Origin of the sequence: Neisseria sp. 27098_8_158 (assembly GCF_041433145.1) — a bacterium.
GTDB classification, from domain to species: domain Bacteria; phylum Pseudomonadota; class Gammaproteobacteria; order Burkholderiales; family Neisseriaceae; genus Neisseria; species Neisseria subflava_E.
In genome coordinates this window covers 418,920-437,619 of sequence record NZ_JAPWAZ010000001.1, presented here as the reverse complement: position 1 = coordinate 437,619, position 18,700 = coordinate 418,920, and the positions used below count along the sequence as shown (strand labels likewise).

General features: G+C 48.1%; 18 protein-coding genes. 13 read left to right on the top strand and 5 right to left on the bottom strand.

The features are described 5' to 3' along the window. Positions 1–52 precede the first annotated feature (52 nt). The 3 genes from O3681_RS02110 to O3681_RS02100 are packed head-to-tail and all read left to right on the top strand — an operon-like array spanning position 53 to position 1,810. The gene (locus O3681_RS02110) at positions 53–442 is read left to right on the top strand and encodes a DoxX-like family protein (RefSeq protein WP_371459165.1); all 390 of its coding nucleotides are present in this window, start codon (positions 53–55) and stop codon (positions 440–442) included. Then, complete coding sequence (locus O3681_RS02105) at positions 439–921, top strand: DUF2269 domain-containing protein (protein ID WP_063075737.1); 483 nt, start codon at positions 439–441, stop codon at positions 919–921. Before O3681_RS02110 ends, O3681_RS02105 begins: the two co-directional genes overlap by 4 nt. Before the next feature lie 40 nt (positions 922–961). Further along, the gene (locus O3681_RS02100) at positions 962–1,810 is read left to right on the top strand and encodes an NAD-dependent epimerase/dehydratase family protein (protein ID WP_371459164.1); all 849 of its coding nucleotides are present in this window, start codon (positions 962–964) and stop codon (positions 1,808–1,810) included. A 128-nt stretch (positions 1,811–1,938) separates the two neighbouring features. Here O3681_RS02100 and mobA read toward each other — a convergent pair whose 3' ends face one another. Beyond that, a complete protein-coding gene (gene mobA / locus O3681_RS02095) occupies positions 1,939–2,520 on the bottom strand; it encodes a molybdenum cofactor guanylyltransferase MobA (RefSeq protein WP_107857051.1) in 582 nt (193 codons plus the stop codon). Between the two features lie 260 nt (positions 2,521–2,780). On the opposite strand from mobA, the gene O3681_RS02090 reads away from it, so the two are divergent. The 3 genes from O3681_RS02090 to trmB all read left to right on the top strand — a co-directional run bounded on the left by O3681_RS02090 (position 2,781) and on the right by trmB (position 6,048). Further along, positions 2,781–4,541: a histidine kinase gene (locus tag O3681_RS02090; RefSeq protein ID WP_371459163.1), complete on the top strand. Its 1,761-nt coding sequence runs from the start codon at positions 2,781–2,783 to the stop codon at positions 4,539–4,541. Continuing rightward, complete coding sequence (locus O3681_RS02085) at positions 4,538–5,194, top strand: response regulator transcription factor (RefSeq protein ID WP_004520571.1); 657 nt, start codon at positions 4,538–4,540, stop codon at positions 5,192–5,194. Before O3681_RS02090 ends, O3681_RS02085 begins: the two co-directional genes overlap by 4 nt. Before the next feature lie 137 nt (positions 5,195–5,331). Next, entirely contained in the window at positions 5,332–6,048 is a 717-nt protein-coding gene (trmB, locus tag O3681_RS02080; protein ID WP_371459162.1) for a tRNA (guanosine(46)-N7)-methyltransferase TrmB, read from the top strand. A gap of 59 nt (positions 6,049–6,107) precedes the next feature. Here the strand turns inward: trmB and ilvA are convergent, their stop codons facing one another. Further along, positions 6,108–7,631, bottom strand: coding sequence for a threonine ammonia-lyase, biosynthetic (ilvA, locus tag O3681_RS02075; protein ID WP_371459161.1), 1,524 nt, complete (start codon positions 7,629–7,631; stop codon positions 6,108–6,110). Between the two features lie 205 nt (positions 7,632–7,836). On the opposite strand from ilvA, the gene O3681_RS02070 reads away from it, so the two are divergent. Beyond that, positions 7,837–9,054, top strand: coding sequence for a D-alanyl-D-alanine carboxypeptidase family protein (locus O3681_RS02070; protein WP_107723228.1), 1,218 nt, complete (start codon positions 7,837–7,839; stop codon positions 9,052–9,054). Between the two features lie 89 nt (positions 9,055–9,143). On the opposite strand, the gene O3681_RS02065 is transcribed toward O3681_RS02070, so the two are convergent. Continuing rightward, entirely contained in the window at positions 9,144–11,768 is a 2,625-nt protein-coding gene (locus tag O3681_RS02065) for a type 1 secretion protein (RefSeq protein WP_371459160.1), read from the bottom strand. A gap of 183 nt (positions 11,769–11,951) precedes the next feature. Then, the gene (locus O3681_RS02060) at positions 11,952–13,580 is read right to left on the bottom strand and encodes an ABC-F family ATPase (protein ID WP_063069000.1); all 1,629 of its coding nucleotides are present in this window, start codon (positions 13,578–13,580) and stop codon (positions 11,952–11,954) included. Between the two features lie 185 nt (positions 13,581–13,765). Between O3681_RS02060 and O3681_RS02055 the strand changes: the two genes are divergently transcribed. From O3681_RS02055 to O3681_RS02035, 5 genes are all read left to right on the top strand, one after another. Next, positions 13,766–13,960 carry a hypothetical protein gene (locus O3681_RS02055; RefSeq protein ID WP_371459159.1) on the top strand — a complete coding sequence of 65 codons (195 nt, stop codon included), beginning with the start codon at positions 13,766–13,768 and terminating at the stop codon, positions 13,958–13,960. A gap of 11 nt (positions 13,961–13,971) precedes the next feature. Then, on the top strand, positions 13,972–14,421 hold the full coding sequence (locus O3681_RS02050) for a DUF4124 domain-containing protein (protein ID WP_371459158.1): 450 nt from the start codon (positions 13,972–13,974) through the stop codon (positions 14,419–14,421). Positions 14,422–14,582: 161 nt separating this feature from the next. Continuing rightward, positions 14,583–15,419: a sulfate ABC transporter permease subunit CysT gene (gene cysT / locus O3681_RS02045; RefSeq protein WP_003683475.1), complete on the top strand. Its 837-nt coding sequence runs from the start codon at positions 14,583–14,585 to the stop codon at positions 15,417–15,419. 84 nt (positions 15,420–15,503) lie between these two features. Then, positions 15,504–16,364, top strand: a complete 861-nt coding sequence (gene cysW / locus O3681_RS02040) for a sulfate ABC transporter permease subunit CysW (RefSeq protein ID WP_314592917.1) — start codon at positions 15,504–15,506, stop codon at positions 16,362–16,364. Next, positions 16,361–17,434 (top strand): sulfate/molybdate ABC transporter ATP-binding protein, encoded by a 1,074-nt coding sequence (locus O3681_RS02035; RefSeq protein ID WP_371459157.1) that lies wholly within the window; start codon positions 16,361–16,363, stop codon positions 17,432–17,434. The genes cysW and O3681_RS02035 overlap by 4 nt, the downstream gene beginning before the upstream one ends. 54 nt (positions 17,435–17,488) lie before the next feature. On the opposite strand, the gene ung is transcribed toward O3681_RS02035, so the two are convergent. Then, complete coding sequence (gene ung, locus O3681_RS02030; RefSeq protein WP_049336116.1) at positions 17,489–18,148, bottom strand: uracil-DNA glycosylase; 660 nt, start codon at positions 18,146–18,148, stop codon at positions 17,489–17,491. A gap of 125 nt (positions 18,149–18,273) precedes the next feature. Between ung and O3681_RS02025 the strand changes: the two genes are divergently transcribed. After that, complete coding sequence (locus tag O3681_RS02025; protein WP_371459156.1) at positions 18,274–18,699, top strand: NfeD family protein; 426 nt, start codon at positions 18,274–18,276, stop codon at positions 18,697–18,699. Position 18,700: the final 1 nt, after the last annotated feature.

Below are 18,700 nucleotides of genomic sequence, written 5' to 3'. Positions count from 1 at the left end.
AGAAATAACAGACTAAAATATAAACAAACCAAAATGAAATTAGGAAACCAATATGTCCGGCAACACTACACACACAACTCCCGCCTACCTGCCTTACTCAATGGGGCTGCTATGGCTCTGGAGCGGTACCCAACCTCTGTTTTTCATGCCTGAAATGTCATTGGATTTGCTACATTCGGTCGGTATTCCCAATCCGTTGCAATGGCCTACATTAATCGCCGCTTCTCTGCTGGACATTGGTTTTGCTTTTTTATGCTTCAGCCGCCTTCGTTCCCATTCATCAGTATGGCTGCTGCAATTGATAACCGTCGCGGCATACAGCCTGATTATCGCCTTCGGGCTGCCCGAAATGTGGGCACATCCATTTGCGCCTTTGGTAAAAAACCTGCCGATTATGGCTACTTTATTTTTCTTGTATCAATCCGTAGGAGATAAAAAATGAACACTTATTTAATTGTTAAAACCCTGCACATCATCTCGGCTACCTTAATGGTCGGCACCGGTTTTGGTACAGCGTTTTACCTCTTTTGGGCAAACCGCAGCGGTTCAGTTGCCGCGCAGTCGGTCGTCTCACATTGGGTCATCAAAGCAGATTGGTGGTTTACAACTCCCGCCGTCATTTTCCAACCCCTGTCCGGCTTATGGATGCTGTATGAACGCGGCTACACTGTTGCCACTATGCTGGAACAAAATTGGGTATGGATGACGCTGGCCTTATACATCTTTTCAGGCATTTGCTGGCTGCCTGTTGTTTGGCTGCAAATCCGCATGGCCAAGATTGCAGAAAAAGCGCATAAAGAAAACGCAGACACTATTCCGGAGCCCTACTGGCGTTACGCCAGACGCTGGGAATTGCTCGGCTATCCTGCCTTTTGCGCCACTATTGTGATTTACTTCCTGATGGTGATGAAACCGATTTAAAGGTTTTCAGACGGCCTCAGTAACAACATAAAGAAAAACCATGAACATCATCATTTTCGGAGGCAGCGGCTTCATCGGTAGCCGTACCGCTCAAATCCTAAAAGAACAAGGTCACCAAGTTTGCACGCCCGACCGCCGCGCCTTCGACTTTCTTCATCCTGATGAAACCGCCGCACGCCGTTTATTGGAAGGGCAAGACGTCCTCATCAACTGCATTGGAATTATGAGCAGGCATGCAGAAATACTCGAAACCGTACACCACCATACCCCCAAACAGCTCGCCGTATGGGCAAAAGCAGCAGGCATAAAACGCTGGGTGCAACTATCCGCGCTGGGTGCCGATCCATCTCAATCCATCAACTTTGTCGGCAGCAAAGGACGTGGCGATGATGCCATTGCTCAAAACGGCATACCGATTGCCATAGCCAGACCATCCGTCGTTTACGGGCGAGGAGGAAGCAGTTGCGAGCTATTCATCAAACTAGCCTGCCTCCCTTTACTTCCCTTACCGGAAGCCGGTCGCTTTCATTTGCAGCCCGTACACCTTGCCGATGTTGCCGAAGGTTTGGCAAAACTTGCCGTCCAAGCCGTCCCAACCGACAATAACCATAGCATCATTAATATGACCGGTAGCAAAACGCTGACTTTGGCGGAATACCTGACCACCATCCGCCAAACCCTGCACCATAAACCGCCACAACGTATTCTGTCCGTTCCCCTACGCCTGCTTGAGCCAGCACTGCCGTTGGCAAACATCCTCAGCAACAGCATTATCAGCCGAGACAGCTTTTCCCTACTCAAGCAAGGCTCATGCGCCGACTATTCTGATTTTGCAGCTTTACTAGGCAGGGAACCATTGGCGGCAGAAAACTTTGCCGGTTGCCTATAATTCATTTAACTTTAAAATGACAAAACAAAGGCCGTCTGTTTGTTGTTCAGACGGCCTAAAGCTTTTATAAAATACTTTATTGCAAAACAATTCAGTTCATCAGAAGCTTATTGCTTCTACCTACCCAACTACAAAGGCTGGGCCAAATCGTTTTCCGTGTTGTAGCTGATAAAATCCTGCTCATGAGGGAAATGGACAACCCGCGCGCGCTGTTGTTGCAACCAGCCGCGTATGCTGCGCATTCCTGAATAAAGGTATGGCACGGTGCTTTGCAGGATTTGTGGCCGGATAAACATCACGCTGTAATGCGGTCTAGCCGGGGTTTCAACATAAAATGCATTGCACAACGGCGTGCGTTTGGCGATGGTCTCAAACTGGGAAACCAAGTTTTCAGGCAGGCGGGGCATATCGCAGGAGACGATAAGCAGCCAGTCTGCAGTAGCAATTTGCAAATCGTTGGCGGCGGTACACAAGGCGGCTAAAGGGCCGTAATGTTGCCATTGGCGTGCATCGGAGAAAACGTGCGCGCTGCGTTGGGCGTAGGATTCGAGATTGCGGTTGGCACTGATGGCGATATGACTGACTTGCGGGCGGATTTTTTCGATAACGTGGTCTATCAAGGCTTTGTTGTGCCATTGCACCAACCCTTTATCGACACCTCCCATCCGGCTTCCCTGCCCGCCGGCCAATATCAGTGCAAAAATTTTCATTTTGGTAGTCCTTTGCAAAGCAGAGTGTGTAAGTGTTATTCGCGATGTTGTATTTATGGAATAAGTTTTTAAGGCTTCAGGCCGTCTGAAACCTGATTTTGTGATTTAATTCACTTAAGATGAATTTTATCATAACATGATTTTACATTAAACCCCTGTTTTTTCTTATCATAACCATACAATTATTTTAGACAGGTTGTTTATAGGTCGAAAGAATGATATTTTTATAAGATTATCGGATTAGTCTTCCTGCGTGCTTTATGCGTTTATTCTCTGGATCTTCAGACGGCCTGAGCCTGTCCTCGCGTTTAAAACTACTGACTATGTTATGGGTCGGCTCGGCTTTTTTATCGATTGCCTTTACCCTGCTGCTTTCTTGGCGTTTGGAAAGCGCGGCTAAAACGATTGAAGATGCGGGCAGCTTGAAAATGCAGGTGTATCGCTTGGCTTATATGGCAAGCGTCCGTACGCCCAATGCTCAAATTGACAACCAAATCAAAGAATTTGAACGTACGCTGGCCAATGTAACGCAAAGCGATGCCATTCATCCGCTGATTCCGTCACGAATGCCGCTGGCTTACGATTTGATCCAATCGATGCTGTTAATTGATTGGGAATCCAACATCAAGCCTTCTTTGCAACATTACGAGCGGCCGACCCAAATCGGCTTATACCGTTTTGCCGGCAATATCGAGCTGTTTTTACAGGCGATGGAAAACGCCAACGAGCAAAATACTTTGTGGCTGCGCCGTTTTCAAATGGCGATGATGCTGATGATTTTAGTGGCTGCCGGCTTGATGATTGTTTGGCATTATTCGTGGATCATCCGGCCGCTGGAAAAATTGCGCGACGGGGTGGAAACCATCAGCGAAGGCCGTTTCGGGGTTCAAATCGATACAGACCAAATTCGTGAATTCGCCCAAGTCAGCAAGGGCTTCAACCAAATGAGCCGCCGTCTGAAAACGCTTTATACGGATTTAGAAGGACAGGTTGCCCAACAAACCCAAGATTTGGCCCGGCAAAACCGTGATTTGACCCTGCTCTACCAGACTACGCGCAACCTGCACCAAACCTTTACGCCGCAACAGGCGGCAGAAGAATTTTTAACTCAGATTCTGCCGGCATTTTCCGCTCTGGGCGGTACGGTATATCTTTCCGATGAAGAACGCAAACGCTCTGACTTGGCGGCAAGCGTCGGTGAAACTGAAGAAGGAAATCGTGTAGAATTTCCGATCGTTTATCAAGACGAACAACTCGGCGTACTGACCCTATATTTTTCAGACGGCCATATGCCTGATGAGCAAGACGAAAAACTGCTGCATACCTTAAGCGGACAGCTGGGCATTTCCATCGCCAGCAACCGCATGGAACAAGAGCGCCGCCTTCTTGCAGTTTTACAGGAGCGTAACTTGATTGCGCAAGGTTTGCATGACAGCATCGCGCAAGCTTTGACCTTTTTGAATTTGCAGGTACAAATGCTGGAAAGCGCGTTTGCTTCAGACCAACGCGAGCAGGCTGAAGAAAATATCGGCTTCATCAAAGACGGCGTGCAGGAATGCTACGAAGACGTACGCGAACTTTTGATGAATTTCCGCACCAAAATCAGTAATAAAGATTTTCCTGAAGCGGTAGAATCGCTGCTGGCGCGTTTTGAACGACAAACCAGTATTCCAGTTGATTTAAAATGGCAGGACGACGGGCAGGCTTTGAATTATGATGAGCATTTGCAAATCATCTTCATCTTGCAGGAAAGCCTGTCCAATATTCGGAAGCATGCGCGTGCGCAACATGTCAGCGTCGAAATTGCCAACCACGGCGATTTTGTCATGACAATTCGGGACGACGGCGCAGGCTTTAATAAAGAACACCTATCAAACCGGCCTTCAGGCGAACATGTCGGCTTGGGCATTATGCAGGAACGGGCCCAACGGATTAACGCAGAATTGGCCATTACATCGCAGATTGGGCAAGGTACGGCGGTTATGCTGACTTTGCCGCAACAAATGAGAACAGCATCATGACGATTAAAATTACCCTTATTGACGACCACACCCTATTTCGCAGCGGTATCAAGGCATTGCTTTCACGCCAGCCTGATTTTGAAGTCGTCGGCGAAGCTTCAGACGGCCTGGCCGGCGTAAAAATGGTTGAGCAGCTCAAGCCTGATGTAGTCTTGCTGGACTTGGATATGCCGGTTATGAACGGCCGCGAAGCATTGGCTCAAATTTTAAGTATCAATCCGCAGCTGACCGTCATCATGCTTACCGTTTCCGAAGACAGCGACGATTTGACCGAATGTATGCGTATGGGTGCAAAAGGCTTTTTGCTGAAAAACATCAATGCCGACTTCCTGTTGGAAAGCATCCGCAAAGCCGTTGATGGCGACAATGTCTTCTCCCCTGAAATGACCAGCCGCTTGGTGCAATCGCTGATTTCCCCTTCTCCTTCACGCTCCGACCACCTGCTGGCGCAGCTGACTCCGCGCGAAATGGAAATCTTGGGCTACCTTGCCGCCGGACACAGCAATAAAATCATTGCCCGCCATTTAAATTTGGCTGAGTCAACCGTCAAAGTGCATGTGCAGAACCTGTTGCGTAAGTTGAACCTAAGCAGCCGCGTTCAAGCAGCGGTTTATGCGGTGCAACACAAAGTACCGCAACCGGTATTGTCTTAATCAGGCCGTCTGAAACCTTCTTTTTAAAAGGTTTCGGGAAGAGCGTTTATTCGCTATAATCACGCCGATTTATATGCAGGGTTGTCTGATTCTTTCAGACGGCCTTTTTATTTGATTTCTCACTGATTTAAAACAATATGTCCGAAAACATTCCAGAAAATACACCCGAAAACACCGTTCCTGAAGAACACAAACGCAGCATCCGCAGTTTCGTCTTACGTCAAGGCCATATGACCACGGCCCAACAGCGCGCCATTGATACGATGTGGCCGCAATTTGGTGTGGACTTCCAAGAAGCTCCTTTGGACTTGAACCGCACTTTTGGACGGGACAATCCTAAAGTATTGGAAATCGGTTTCGGTATGGGCGTCGCGACAGTGGAAATCGCCAAATGTCTGCCCGATACCGACTTTTTAGCAATTGATGTTCACGGCCCGGGCGTCGGCAATATTTTGAAGCTGATTGAGGAAGAACACATTTCCAATATCCGTGTGATGCGTCATGATGCAGTGGAAGTAGTGGAAAAGATGCTGGAAGACGGTTCTTTAGACGGCATTCATATTTTCTTCCCTGACCCTTGGCACAAAAAACGCCACAATAAACGCCGCTTGGTACAAGTGCCGTTTGTTGAAAAGCTGCTGCCCAAACTCAAAAGTGGCGGCTATGTCCATATGGCGACCGACTGGGAAGAATACGCCGTGCAAATGCTGGAGGTTTTGAGCAGTTTTGACGCTTTGCAAAACACGGCTGCCGATTACGCCCCTACGCCCGATTATCGTCCTGAAACCAAATTTGAAGCCCGAGGCAAACGATTGGGTCATGGCGTTTGGGACTTGGTATTCCGTAAGAAATAAAGCCAAACATAAAACAAAAGGCCGTCTGAAAAATTTCAGACGGCCTTTTATCTTACTGATTAAGCCAAGAAAAGTTTATAAGCCGGATTATCGGTTTCTTCTTTATAAACATAACCCAAGCTCTCCAAAAAGTCGGCAAAGGCTTCATTGTCACTTTCAGGTACATCGATACCGACCAAAATACGGCCGTAGTCCGCACCATGATTGCGATAATGGAACAAAGTAATATTCCACTCGGCACGCATATGGTTCAAGAAACGGGACAACGCACCCGGGCGTTCAGGAAATTCAAAGCTGACCAAACGTTCGCTGGAAACTTTTTCCGTACGTCCTCCGACCATGTAACGGATATGGATTTTGGCGATTTCATCATTGGTCAGATCGACATTCGGCAAACCAGCATCAGCCAGTTGTTTACTGATGACGGCCAAGTCTTGCGCACCTGCAGTTTGCAAACCGACAAAAATATGAGCATTTTTGTCGTTGCCGTAGCGATAGTTGAACTCGGTAATATTCCGACTGCCCAAGACATTGATAAACTTGAGGAAGCTGCCTTTTTCTTCAGGAATGGTAACGGCGAAAATGCCTTCGTTACCCTCGCCCAGCTCACTGCGTTCAGAAACATGGCGCAGGCGGTGGAAGTTCATGTTGGCACCGCTGGTGACCGCAACCAAGTTTTGAGCTTGGATATTGTTTTTCGCAACGTAAGCCTTCAAGCCGGCAAGTGCCAATGCGCCCGCAGGCTCGGTAATGCTGCGCGTATCGTCAAAAATATCTTTAATCGCGCCGCACAACATATCCGTATTGACCGTAATAATTTCGTCCAACAGCTCTTTACACAGGCGGAAGGTTTCCTCGCCCACCACTTTAACCGCCGTGCCGTCTGAAAACAGGCCGACATCTTTCAAATGTACGATTTCCCCAGCCTCGACCGATTGCTTCATACAGCAAGAATCATCGGTTTGCACGCCAATCACTTTAATTTCAGGGCAAACTTGTTTGATAAACGCCGCTACACCCGCTGCCAAACCGCCGCCGCCAATCGGAACAAAAATCGCATTGATATTGCGGTGTTGACGGAGGATTTCCATGCCGATGGTTCCCTGACCGGCAATCACATCAGGATCATCAAACGGCGCGATATAAGTCAGTTTTTCCTTTTCTGCCAACTCCATCGCATAATCATAGGCATCGTTGTAAGATACGCCTTTCAATACCACTTCGCCACCTCGACTCTTGACCGCATCAATTTTGATTTTAGGCGTTGTTTCCGGCATCACAATGACGGCGCGGCAACCCAAATACTGCGCCGATAAAGCTACACCCTGCGCATGGTTACCCGCGCTGGCAGCAATCACGCCGCAATCCAAGGCTTCTTTCGGCAGCTTCGCCATTTTGTTGTACGCGCCGCGGATTTTGAACGAAAACACCGGCTGCAAATCTTCGCGCTTGAGCAAAACCTGATTGTTCAGACGGCCTGACAGACTGCGTGCCAAATCCAAAGGCGTTTCTACGGCTACATCATAAACGGAAGCGGTCAAAATACGGGTTAGATAATCAGAAAGAGGAAGGGAATGGTTCATGGTATTTTTAGTGTTCGGAAATAAATTGCAATTCGGTCAAATCGACCGGAGGAAAAAGTTAAAACCATACCCCTGAGGCCGTCTGAAGGCAAGAAAAATCTTAGCAAAGCCTAAATGAGACGGTATAATGTCCGCTTAATATCTATTTAATATGCCAAACTGTTTGCCTCATAACAGTATCCACTCATATTCAAATTTACAAACAATGATGAAAAAAACGCTACTTAGCTTAATTTTTGCTGCCCTCCTGAATACTCCTGCCCTCGCTGCTGACCCGGTTGCATCCGCACCTGCCGTACAAAGCGAGGCTCAAACGCAGCCGCTGCTGCACAGCATCAACAGCCCGACAACGCCGCCGGAAATCGCGGCAACCGCCTACATCGTTACCGACCTGCACAGCAAGCAAACCTTGGCATCCAACAATGCCGACACGCCTATCGAACCTGCCGCGTTGACGCAAATGATGACCGCCTATCTTGCCTTTAAAGCATTAGAAAACGGTACACTTGAAGCAAGCCAAATGCTGACCGTTTCCAATGCCGCATGGAAAGTCGAAGGTTCGCGCATGTTCCTTGATCCGAAAGTTCCTGTCAGCGTCAGCTCCTTGATTAAGGGTACAACCATCCAATCGGCCAACGATGCCGCCATTACCCTTGCCGAAGCCATTGGCAACGGCTCTATCGACGAATTCGTTAAACAAATGAATGAAGAAGCCAAACGCTTGGGCATGAAGCACACCCACTTCAACAACCCGACTGGTATTTCTTCTAACGGCCATGTTTCAACCGTTGGCGACCTTGCCATCTTGGCAGCCGCGCTCATTAATGACTATCCGAAATATTATCCTTTATTTGCAAATAAATCTTTCAAATACAATAATATCGAGCAGCCCAACCGCAATCTTCTGCTCTATCGCGACAGCAGTATCGACGGTTTGAAAACCGGCTATTCTGAAGGCGCAGGCTACCATCTCGCCGCTTCCAGCAAACGCAACAACCGCCGTATTGTTTCCATCCTTGCCGGTGCCGAATCTACCGAAGCGCGCGCCAGTGAAAGCAGCAAACTGCTCAACTGGGCGTTACAGGCATTTGATACACCCAAACTTTATAACGGCGGAGAAGTAATTTCCCAAGTCAAAGTTTACAAAGGCAGCACCAAAGCCGTAGACATCGGTTTCTTGGACGATGTTTACATTACCATCCCCCACGATACCGGCAAAAACGTCAAACCTATCTTAGAAACACTTCAGCCTGTCCTTGCCCCAATTGAAAAAGGCCAAGTATTGGGCAAACTGAAAGTCATGAAAGACGGCAAAGTCATTGCCGAAAAAGACGTCGTCGCCCTGACCGGCGTGGAAGAAGGCAGCTGGTTGCGCCGTATGTGGGACGCGATTGTGTTGTGGTTTAAAGGTTTATTCAGTTAATCCTCTTTCTATCACAACATAAATAAAGGCCGTCTGAAACCTATTTTCTAGATTTCAGACGGCCTTTATTCAGCCTAAAAGACAGCTAATTAGATAATTCCAGCGTTGGCGGTAGATGCTGTGTCATCATGAACATCAGCCGTATCGACAGACGAGTAGCTCATGCGCTCAGTATGCGTATTGACGGCTGACAAATTATTGATATTGCCGTTGCCTGACAACCTGCCCATCAACTCTTGCAAGCTCAATGTACCTTCATCGAAACGGAAAGTATCAATCACGGCATCGTTAGTGTTACCGGAAACGAATTGGTCATTGATGGTTATGCTGTCCCCTTCTGATCCCTTGATGGTAATTTTCCAATCGATATTACCTCGAACATCAGTAATGGCATCAATATGCAGGTTACTAACAGAGATATTTTGGCCAAATTGCAGTGCATTATGTTCGCCCACATTATCGGTAATCGTATCCTTACCTTCTCCAAGGCTGAAAACATAAGTATCGGCACCCTTGCCGCCTACCAAGTAATCGGTTCCTTGTCCGCCGAACAAAACGTCGTTACCATCGCCGCCATTCAAATAGTCATCGCCACTTTCTCCCCATAGGGTATCATTACCATTTCCCCCATAGACAGAGTCATTACCCATACCGCCATTGAGACGATCGTCTCCATCATAACCAGAAATGATGTCATTACCTGAATCGCCGTTAATCATATCATGGCCCCAACCGCCTCTGATACGGTCATTACCATCGCCGCCACTGATAGAATTGTTGCCATTTCCTGTAATAGTAATGATGTCATCACCTCCCCAGGCATAGATAGTGTCATTACCATTTTTACCATCAATTCTGTCAATACCACTCGTACCATCGATATGATCATCCGCTTGTGTACCTTTAATATTGGTTACAGTTACAGTTTCATATCCAGGAGTATTACCATGAATATATGATTTATCAATGACATAGCGTTTTTCTTCATAAACAGATGTTGTAACATGGTCTGCATCACTCGCTACTGTATTATTTCCACTAACTGCATCATTTGCATTAATAAAAACTGTAGTATCATTTATTGATGTATTAAGATCATCAGGTATGGTATTACGAATTGTTGTAATGTCTCGTTTCGACAAATTATCAATAATCGTGTTTCCTTCAATTCTAATATTATTTAGTTCTCCTCTTAGTGGCATATTATGAATCTTATCTTCATAGTCTCGGCCCTCTTCTAAATCGATAGCACCTTTAATACGACCATAAGCATCGGTATTAGTACCATTACTAACAAATAAATTATTATGAATGTTAATGCCTGGATCGTTAAGATCAAAATTATGGCCACTAAATACAGTATTAACTCGTACACCACTCCAATTAGCATTATCTTTGATAAGGTTATTGGCTACTTCATGACCTTTGCCACCAAAGATACCAATACCTGCCGCACGCCAGCCTAATTCAACGGTATTGTTTAAAAAGTGGTTATTTTCAGCAACATGGGCATTGGTATTCTCATGATGACTTGACCATGTCGCCAAGTTATCATCACCATTACCGCGGATATTGGAATTGATAACGGTGGAATTGCTGGTACCTTGTGCAAAGTTAACGCCGTCTGCCAAGTTATTACGAATAGTGGCATTGGAGATAGTCAAACCATCAGTGTAATTTAAAGGTTTGTTTTTAGAATAATCCCCAATCCATACACCTACTTCAAAATGTTCAATTTTGATATCGTGAATAGAAGAGCCAGTACCTAAAGTGCCGGATATCCCTTTGTAATTGGCTTTCTCATCATATCTTGAGTTCAGATTTGAATCCATAGAGAGATTGCCCAAATCTATATTGTTACTACCGGGTTCAAAAGTAATACCACCGCCACCGCTCGCATAACCCTTATCATCGTATTTAGCAGCTTCTGTATTCAAAAAATGTAACTTAGTATGCCATTGCCCTGCACCGGTAATCTTAATGCCATCAGGAACATAAAGAGAAATCGGTCGTGAAAAATCAAATTGACCTTCGGGGATATAAACAGTTTTATGTTCTGTATTTTTTGCAGCTTCTACTGCCTTCATAAATGCCTGGTAATCATCCGAGCCGTCATTGGCGACTGCGCCGAAATCAGTAATGCTGACACTGTTTTCAGGCTGTCTAATGGCATCCGGTGCCTTTTCCAAATCAACCAAGTCGATGCCTACAGGCGTGCTGTCGAGATTAGTGATAGTAACTGTATCTCCTTTATTGATATGGGCATCTTTAAATAATTGGCTGACTTCGTCAAATTGGAAGCGGGCAAGCCTATCTGCCGCGGGTGTATCATGAACTTTAACATCGCCATCCGGATGATATTTGTAGTTATCCAAATATTGCCAGTTGGATTTGGAAGATAAATCCAAAGTACCGATCACTGTATTATTGACTTTGACTTCTACTTTACCGCTTTCACCGTCTGGAACGGTATAACGGACGGTTGCCGCATTGGCATCTGCTTGCGCAATAAATGAAACAGACGCATTGGTCGGCAAATCGACATATGCCTGACCGCTTGCTTCACGGGCAGTTGCGCGATCTGCTTCTTTAGAAGAAGACTGGTTCTCAACGATACCGTTCTTCAACTTGCCTTGTTCTGCCTCATAAGTCGTATAGCCAAGTTTAGCACCATATTGAGAGGCATCGGGCACTGCTGTTTTAATGTTTACCATTTAATATATTCCTTCAAAAATGTCGTAATATTGAATTATTATTTTGCAAAAGGCTTTTATTAGTCATAATTTTGGCATAAAAGTTCAATATACTATTGTTTAATTTTGAAAAGAAAATGCCGTCTGAAAATATAGAAATTTTCAGACGGCATCTCAATGCCTTATTAGATTGTTGGTAAAGATTTAAGCCAAACCTTTTTTCTCAAGATAGCTTTCGTAATCGCCCAAGTAGTGTTCATATCCGCCTTTGCCATCCAATTCGATGATTTGGGTGGCCAGCGAAGATACAAACTGACGGTCGTGCGAGACGAAAATCAGCGTGCCGTTGTATTTTTCCAGCGCCATGTTCAAGGATTCGATGCTTTCCATGTCCATGTGGTTGGTGGGTTCGTCCATAACCAAGACATTGGGTTTCAACAGCAACAGTTTGCCGTAAAGCATACGGCCTTTTTCACCGCCGGAGAGAACCTTCACTTTTTTCACGACATCGTTGCTGCCGAAGAGCAAGCGGCCCAAAGTGCCGCGGATGACTTGCTCGTCATCGCCTTCCTGACCCCATTGGCGCATCCATTCGCTCAGGTCCATATCGACGTCGAAGTCGTTTTCATGGTCTTGCGGATAGTAGCCGACACTGGCTTTTTCCGCCCATTTGATGGTGCCTTCGTCCGGCAACAGGCCGTCTGAATATTCGGGGTTGTATGCGCCTGCCAAGAGTTTCAGCAAGGTAGATTTACCTGCGCCGTTCGGGCCGATAATGGCAAGGCGTTGACCGGCCTCAAGGATGAAGTTCAGGTTTTTAAACAACTGGGTTTCAAAACGTTTGGCCAGTTTTTCAACTTCCACAGCCTGACGGTGCAACTTGGCTTTTTCGTCGGCTTCAAAACGGATATATGGGTTTTGACGGGTAGAAGGTTTGACTTCGACCATCTCCGATTTGATTTTGTCTGCCTGTTTCAGACGGCTGGTTGCCTGACGGGCTTTGGATTTGTTGGCGGAGAAGCGTGCGACGAACTCTTGCAGCTCTTGCAGTTTCTCTTTGGCTTTGGCGTTGTCTTTCAGGGCGCGCTCACGCGATTGGGCGGAAGCGAGCATGTAGTCGTCGTAATTGCCCGGATAGATGGTGATGGTGTTGTAGTCCAAATCCGCCATGTGGGTGCAGACTTCGTTCAAAAAGTGACGGTCGTGCGAAATAATAATCATGGTGGAGTCGTATTGGTTCAACACGCCTTCCAACCAACGGATGGTATTAATGTCCAAGTTGTTGGTCGGTTCGTCCAAGAGCAATACATCTGGTTTGGAGAACAGGGCTTGCGCCAGCAATACGCGCAGCTTGAAGCCCGGGGCAACTTCTGCCATGGTCGCATTGTGCAAATCTTCGGAAATGCCCACGCCGCTCAACAATTCGGCAGCGCGCGCTTCGGCGGTATAGCCGTCATATTCGGCGAACTTGGCTTCCAGTTCGGCGGCTTTCATGTAGTCGTCTTCGGTGGCTTCAGGATTGGCGTAAATCGCATCACGCTCGGTCATCGCCGCCCACATTTCGGTATGACCCATCATCACTACGTCCAGCACGCGCATGTCTTCGTAGGCAAACTGGTCTTGGCGCAATTTACCCAAACGCACGCCGTTTTCAATCGCTACTTCGCCAGCAGTCTGCTCCAAATCGCCGCCGAGGATTTTCATGAAGGTGGATTTGCCTGAGCCGTTGGCGCCGATCAAGCCGTAACGGTTGCCTTCTCCGAATTTGACGGATACGTTTTCAAACAGCGGCTTTGCGCCGAACTGCATGGTGATGCCGTTGGTAGAAATCATTATTCGTAAAACCTTTATAAATAGAATGTTATAATCGGACGCGATTGTAGCATATTTTTGCAAAGACCTCAGGATTGAGGCCATGGCAAATGTGCCCAATTTCGATGCAAGATGAAAACAGGCAACGCTTCACGCAAAAATGCGTTGTAGTTAGCATTTCAGGCCGTCTGAAACGGAGAAACGATATGGAAACGCACAAAATCTATTACGCTGTGATTATTTTGGTATGTGCCGCCTCCATGCTGCTCAGCCCGTTTTTCTATATCCGCCGCACGCGCTCGGGCGCCGAATTGCGGCGCGCACCCAGACAGTGGAAGCCCATCCTCTTCGCCAACGTCATCATGATTGCGGCTTTGTTTATTTGGTGGAAATGGTTTTAAGGAAAAATGAAATGAACAAAATTTGGATCAGCACATTACTGCTCGCGTTGACAACTGCGGTTTCCGCCGCGCCTATTTTTGAATGTACCGATTCTGCCGGCCGCAAAGTCTATACCCAAGCCGGCGGTAAAAACTGCAAAGCCAGCAATATCGGCAAACCGTCCGTATATACTTCTGCGCCTGTTTCAACACCGACAACGCCGATTTCCCCAAGCAAAACCGAGCAAGCGGAAGAAGCTGTCGCCCCGGTCAATCCGGCTGACGTCGGCGCGGCCAAGCGTGCTTTAGATACCGCCAAGAAAAATTTGGAAGAAGGCAAAAAAGTGCGTTATGGCAATGAGCGTAACTACGCCCGTTATCTCGAACGGATCAACGGTTTGGAAAAAGCCGTCCGCTCGGCTCAGGAAAACTATGATGCGGCGCAACGCCAGCCCGCACCTCAAGATCCTGTTGCCTATTGATTACTTACCACACCAGCAAGGCCGTCTGAAATTTGATGTTCAGACGGCCTTTTCATCTTTTCAATATAACAAAATCGTCTTTATACCAAACAAAGCATTCTTTCCAGTTTTCAGACGGCCTTGTTAAAGTAAGCGTGTATTAAATTCTGACGGTTGCCATTATGTTGTTACTCAAAACGCCCTCTGTATTGCCGGGTTTCAAGCTCAGCCTAGGTTTGACGGTTTTATGCCTGTCGCTTTTGGTGGTTTTGCCGTTTGCGATGATGGCGGCCAAAGCGGCGGAAATCGGCTGGAGCGGATTTTGGAACACGATTACCGAACCCAATGTCTTAGCGGCCGTCTGGCTAAGTTTGCGGATGTCGTTTTATGCGATGTTGACCAATATCGTGTTCGGCACGTTGGTTGCTTGGGTATTGGTACGCTATGAATTTCCGGGCAAAGGGTTAGTAAACGCTTTGGTCGATTTGCCGTTTGCGCTGCCGACAGCAGTAACAGGCATTGCTTTGGCAACCCTATACGCCCCCAATGGCTGGATAGGCCGTTTTTTCGAGCCTTTAGGCATCAAAATCGCCTTTACACCCATCGGCATTTGGATTGCGCTGATTGTTGTCAGCCTGCCCTTTATCGTCCGCGCCGTGCAGCCGGTATTGGAAGAATTGTCGGGCGAGTATGAAGAAGCGGCGGCGACTTTAGGCGCAAGCCGTTGGACTACGTTCCGCCGCGTCCTTTTGCCTGAAATCACACCGGCCCTGTTGACCGGCGCAGGCATGATGTTTGCCCGCTCTACCGGCGAATACGGCTCGGTCATTTTTATCGCAGGCAATATTCCGATGGTGTCTGAAATCCTGCCCTTGATTATCACCGGTAAACTGGAGCAATACGATGCTCAGGGCGCGTCTGCCGTTGCTCTGTTTATGCTGATGATTTCGTTTGTCATCCTGCTGATTTTAAACATTATGCAATGGACTTTAAGCCGCCGCGCCGGAGCGAAGGTTTAACAAACAGCAGGCCGTCTGAAACATCAAGCAAACATTTTTCAGACGGCCTAAACGGATACAAGAATAAATAGAGACTTCACTAACATGAAAACCCATTCTACCAATCCAAACTTGAGCGAACCGCGTTGGCTGCGCGTATTGCTGACTGCTACCGCCTTGGGCTTTCTGCTGCTGATGCTGGTCGTACCTTTGGTTGCCGTATTCTACGAGGCCTTAAAAGGCGGTTGGGATTTATACCTACAATCCTTGACCGATCCCGAAGCATGGTCTGCCATCAAATTGACACTGATTACCGCGCTGATTGTCGTCCCCGTCAATGCCGTACTGGGCGTAGCGATGGCGTGGCTGCTGACCCGTTTTGACTTTCGCGGCAAGCAGTTGCTGACCACCCTGCTCGATTTGCCGTTTTCCGTATCGCCCGTAGTGGCCGGTTTGATGTTCGTCTTATTGTTCGGCGCGCACACGGCATTGGGCGGCTGGCTGGAAGCGCAAGGCATACAGATTATCTTCGCCATCCCCGGCATTATTCTGGCGACACTGTTCGTTACCTTCCCCTTTGTCGCGCGCGAAATCATCCCGCTGATGCAGGCGCAGGGCGACAGCGAAGAACAGGCCGCGCTGATACTCGGTGCAAGCGGCTGGCAGATGTTTTGGCGCGTTACCCTGCCCAACATCAAATGGGCGCTGCTCTACGGCATTATCCTTACCAACGCCCGCGCAATGGGCGAGTTCGGCGCGGTCAGCGTGGTATCGGGACACATACGCGGCGAGACCAACACCATCCCGCTTTTGGTCGAAATCTTCTACAACGAATACAACTTCACCGGCGCATTCGCCCTCTCCGGCGTATTGGCACTTTTAGCACTGGCGACGCTGGCGGTGCAAAACATCATCACAAAATTACAAGATAAAAAACTCGCCGCCGCCGAAAGGAACGCAGCATGAGCATCACCATCCAAAACCTAAACAAACACTTCGGCAGTTTCCACGCGCTGAAAAACATCAACCTCAACGTCCCCACCGGCAAACTCGTTTCCCTGCTCGGCCCTTCCGGCTGCGGCAAAACCACGCTCCTGCGTATCATCGCCGGATTGGAAAACGCCGACGGCGGCAATATCCTGTTTGACGGGCAAGACGTAACCGCCAAGCATGTGCGCGAGCGCAAAGTCGGCTTCGTGTTCCAACACTACGCCCTCTTCCGCCACATGAACGTGTTTGACAACGTCGCCTTCGGTTTGACCGTATTGCCCAAGTCCGAACGCCCGCCCAAAGAACAAATCCGCACCAAAGTCGAAGAATTGCTCAAACTCGTGCAGCTCTCCCACCTCGCCAAATCCTATCCGCACCAGCTCTCCGGCGGCCAACGCCAGCGCATCGCCCTCGCCCGCGCCCTCGCCGTCGAACCCAAACTCCTGCTTCTGGACGAACCCTTCGGCGCGCTGGATGCCAAAGTACGCAAAGAATTGCGTACCTGGCTGCGCGACATCCATCACAACCTAGGCGTAACCAGCATTCTGGTGACGCACGACCAAGAAGAAGCCCTTGAAGTTTCCGACGAAATCGTCGTCATGAACCACGGCAAAATCGAACAAACCGGCAGCGCCGAAGCCATTTACCGCAAACCCGAAAACGCCTTCGTTACCGAATTTCTCGGCGAAACCGACGCCTTCGAAGGCAGAATCGAAAAAGGCATCTGGCATTACAACGGCTTCGCGTGGAAATTGGACACGCACTACAAATGGCAGGAACAAACCGCTATCGGCTACATCCGTCCGCACGAATGGCAGCTTGCCGCCGAAAACGAAACCCCGATGATCCGCGCCAAAATCGAAAAAATCCACGCCGTCGGCGCATTGACGCATATTGTGGTAAAACACGACAAACAAGACGTGCATATCACGCTGGCAGGCAGCGATGCCGCGCGTTACCAAATCGCCGAAGGCAAAGAATTGAGGCTGATTCCGAAACAGGTTTATGTCTTTTCTCAAAACGAGCTGATTGAATATTCGATTTGAGACTAAAGCATAAGGCCGTCTGAAAATCTGCTTTCAGACGGCCTTTCATCTTATTTAAACCTGCCAATCAATCGGCTCTAAACCATGTGCCTGCAAATAAGCGTTTGCCTGCGAAAAATGTTTGCAGCCAAAAAAGCCGCGATATGCCGATAAAGGCGAAGGGTGCGGCGCGGTCAGCACCAAATGGCGATTGCGGTCGATAAACGCGCCTTTCTTCTGCGCATGGCTGCCCCACAGCATAAAGACTAAATGCTCGCGTTCCTTATCCAATTGTCGGATGACTTCATCGGTAAACGCCTCCCAGCCAAAAGTCGCATGGGAATGCGCTGAACCGGCACGGACAGTCAATACCGTGTTCAACAGCAACACGCCCTGTTCCGCCCAATGCTGCAAATAGCCGTGTTGCGGAATCTGAAAACCCTCAATATCCGTCGCCAACTCTTTATAAATATTGACCAGCGACGGTGGCACCGCAATTTCAGGCTGGACGGAAAACGCCAAACCATGCGCCTGACCCGCGCCGTGATACGGGTCTTGCCCCAAAATCACTACTTTTACATTTCCGAATTCAGTCGTCCGAAAGGCATTGAATACATCGCGCTCAGGCGGATAAACGGTTATCCCAGCCTGCCTTTCGTGGCGCACCTTCTCCAAAATCGTTTGAAAATACGCCTTTTCTTTTTCCGCACCAATCGCCTCATGCCAAGTTTGCATTATTCACCGCTCCGTATTTGAATGGACTTATTATAACTGAAATAATTTTCAACCTTAGCCTTTTCATTTTAAGCCATTGCCATTATGATAAGGATTATCAAAAGATTATTAAAAGGATATGCCGCATGACGATATGGTTTGTTGCCGCCGCCGTTGTTCTGATTGTCGAATTGTTTATCGGAACGGTCTATCTTTTGGTAGTCAGCGTAGCGCTGGCTGCCGCAGGAATCATGTACGGATTAAGCGGTCACTTCTCTGCTGCCGTTTTAACCGCCGCCATCATCAGCGCACTCGGTATCTGGCTGGTACACGGCCGTCTGAAAAACCGCTTGGCTCCCCAAGCGCTCAACGATGATTTGGATATTGGGCAAAACGTCCGCATCCTACGCCACCTGCATGACGATATTTACGAAGTCTCCTACCGCGGTACACATTGGCAGGCACAAGCCGAACGGCCTCAAGATACTTTTCAGACGGCCTCAAGCGCAGTCATTACTGCCAAAAACGGCAATCTGCTGATTATCCGCACACTCTCCCAACCATCATCATAAG

Coding starts and splice junctions, on each gene's coding strand:
- O3681_RS02050 (WP_371459158.1), top strand. CDS start 13,972: ATGAACAAAATTTGGATCAGCACATTACTGCTCGCGTTGACAACTGCG.
- O3681_RS02085 (WP_004520571.1), top strand. CDS start 4,538: ATGACGATTAAAATTACCCTTATTGACGACCACACCCTATTTCGCAGC.
- O3681_RS02065 (WP_371459160.1), bottom strand. CDS start 11,768: ATGGTAAACATTAAAACAGCAGTGCCCGATGCCTCTCAATATGGTGCT.
- O3681_RS02110 (WP_371459165.1), top strand. CDS start 53: ATGTCCGGCAACACTACACACACAACTCCCGCCTACCTGCCTTACTCA.
- ung (WP_049336116.1), bottom strand. CDS start 18,148: ATGCAAACTTGGCATGAGGCGATTGGTGCGGAAAAAGAAAAGGCGTAT.
- ilvA (WP_371459161.1), bottom strand. CDS start 7,631: ATGAACCATTCCCTTCCTCTTTCTGATTATCTAACCCGTATTTTGACC.
- O3681_RS02025 (WP_371459156.1), top strand. CDS start 18,274: ATGACGATATGGTTTGTTGCCGCCGCCGTTGTTCTGATTGTCGAATTG.
- O3681_RS02090 (WP_371459163.1), top strand. CDS start 2,781: ATGCGTTTATTCTCTGGATCTTCAGACGGCCTGAGCCTGTCCTCGCGT.
- O3681_RS02070 (WP_107723228.1), top strand. CDS start 7,837: ATGATGAAAAAAACGCTACTTAGCTTAATTTTTGCTGCCCTCCTGAAT.
- O3681_RS02105 (WP_063075737.1), top strand. CDS start 439: ATGAACACTTATTTAATTGTTAAAACCCTGCACATCATCTCGGCTACC.
- cysW (WP_314592917.1), top strand. CDS start 15,504: ATGAAAACCCATTCTACCAATCCAAACTTGAGCGAACCGCGTTGGCTG.
- trmB (WP_371459162.1), top strand. CDS start 5,332: ATGTCCGAAAACATTCCAGAAAATACACCCGAAAACACCGTTCCTGAA.
- O3681_RS02055 (WP_371459159.1), top strand. CDS start 13,766: ATGGAAACGCACAAAATCTATTACGCTGTGATTATTTTGGTATGTGCC.
- O3681_RS02100 (WP_371459164.1), top strand. CDS start 962: ATGAACATCATCATTTTCGGAGGCAGCGGCTTCATCGGTAGCCGTACC.
- cysT (WP_003683475.1), top strand. CDS start 14,583: ATGTTGTTACTCAAAACGCCCTCTGTATTGCCGGGTTTCAAGCTCAGC.
- mobA (WP_107857051.1), bottom strand. CDS start 2,520: ATGAAAATTTTTGCACTGATATTGGCCGGCGGGCAGGGAAGCCGGATG.
- O3681_RS02035 (WP_371459157.1), top strand. CDS start 16,361: ATGAGCATCACCATCCAAAACCTAAACAAACACTTCGGCAGTTTCCAC.
- O3681_RS02060 (WP_063069000.1), bottom strand. CDS start 13,580: ATGATTTCTACCAACGGCATCACCATGCAGTTCGGCGCAAAGCCGCTG.